Source organism: Bartonella sp. TT67HLJMS (assembly GCF_042193375.1).
GTDB classification, from domain to species: domain Bacteria; phylum Pseudomonadota; class Alphaproteobacteria; order Rhizobiales; family Rhizobiaceae; genus Bartonella; species Bartonella grahamii.
Window position 1 is genome coordinate 1 of the sequence record NZ_JBHILP010000022.1, and the last position, 1,899, is coordinate 1,899.

The 1,899-nt window shown below is 40.0% G+C and carries 1 pseudogene; it reads right to left on the reverse strand.

Going from position 1 to position 1,899, the window contains the following annotated elements:
* Positions 1-1,899, reverse strand: a pseudogene (locus ACFIJQ_RS08660) (autotransporter outer membrane beta-barrel domain-containing protein); the annotation flags it as partial.

Consider the following 1,899-nt stretch of genomic DNA (forward strand, 5'->3'; position numbering starts at 1 on the left):
ACGAGATCTTTGAGCAATATCAAGGAGATTGCCATCATTATCTTTTTCGTTTTTGCTGATTTTCAACGTCCATGTTGTATCGTTTTTCAGATCAAAGTGTACATTTCTGTCTTGAGCAATATTCGCTCTGCCTTCTAGAGTAGACTGATCAGCGCTTAATGTAAAAGTGCCGTTGGAGATCTCTTTTAAACCCACTTGGTTCCAAACCCCTTTTTCTTTCAAATAAATGCCGTTTCCTAGTAAAACATCGGCATGGATTTCTGAATTTTTGAGATTTGCTGTACCGATTGCCAGATTTGCATTATTTTCAATATCGTTGTCAGTGAGAGCTCCAATAAGAATTCCAGTACCATTTTCAACGTGAATATCTGCATTGGTTAAATTGATTTCACTACTTTGATGTTTTTGGGGATCATCCGATTCATTGAGTTTGGTTTTAGAGAGACCTAAAAACTGCAAGCCGCTAATTCCTGCTGTTACAGAAACATTTTTGAGATCAATAAGTCCACCATATGCTACGGCTAGTGCAACTTTTTTTGCTTCTATTTTGTTTTCTACAGCACTTTGTGCTGCTTTAGTATCACCATTAATCATCTTAATCGTGCTATTATTTCCTGCAAAAAGACCTTCATCAAAATTTTGAATGGTTGTTTTACCATTTAATTCGATTGCACTATCAGGTTCTGAAGCGTTTACAGCAACGGTCTCATTTTTACTTTCACCACCGGTCATTGTTAAATCTCCGCTAATGATTTTACTCCCACCATCTGCATAAAAACCTTCATCAACATTTTCAATAGTTGTTTTGCCCGTTAACGTAATTTCACTCCCAGAGTCCGCTGTCCATACACCAGAGCGGTTTTTGTCGGGGTCTTGATCAATTGCTTCACCACCCATAACGGTTAAATTTTCACTGGTAATTTTACCACCATCAACTGCTCCAAGACCGTTCAAAGTATTGTTAATTGTTGTATCGCCATGCAATTCAATTCTGCTATCAGGACCAAAGGCCTCTGCACCGGTTCCTTTGCCATCTGTTGTTAAAGCAACATTCGTGGCGTCAATTTGTCCGCCTTTTTCTGCAAATAATGCAATTCGCGCATCCCCTATTGTTGTTACTTTTCCTCCTGCCATTGTGATCTTAGATCCTGAACCATCTGCACGGAGTCCATTACCATTAGATGATGCGACTGTAACATTGTTGTTTAAAGTAATGGTGCTGTCTTCTTTAGCATATACCCCATCAGTTTTTCCATCGAATGATCCTCCAGAGACTGTTATTGTGGAGTGATCATTTGCAAATATGCCTGTGTTTGCTTGAGTGACGGTTACATTGTTTAAAGTCACAGTGCTTTTTTCGGCACTTATTCCCTTATCCATCAAAGCGCTATCGTTACCGCTCGATATGTTCACATTTTCCAGCGTGTTTTTATTTTCATCACTTCCGCTAGCGTTGAAAAGGGCACCTATTTGAGAAGCAGCAATAGAACCACCGGTCATCTTGGCTGTCGCTCCATTTTTTACATCAAGGCCGTTTACAACTTTTTCAATGGTTGTTGTGCCTTTTAATGTAATGACGCTGTTAGCGCCATCGGCTTTTGCGCCAGTTCCAGTGCTATCTGTTGTTGTTAAAGCAACATCCGTGACATCGATCTGTCCACCTTTTTCTGCAAATAATGCATTTTGTTTTCCACTGACAGTTCCTCCCGTCTTCGTGATTTTTGCTCCTGAACCTTCTGCATGAAGTCCAGAACCATCAGATGATGTAACCGCAGCTTTTTCGTCTAAATTAATGGTGCTGCCTTCTTTAGTATATACCCCATCAGTTTTTCCATCGAATGATCCTCCAGAGACTGTTATTGTGGAGTGATCATCTGCAAATATGCCTGTGTTTGCATT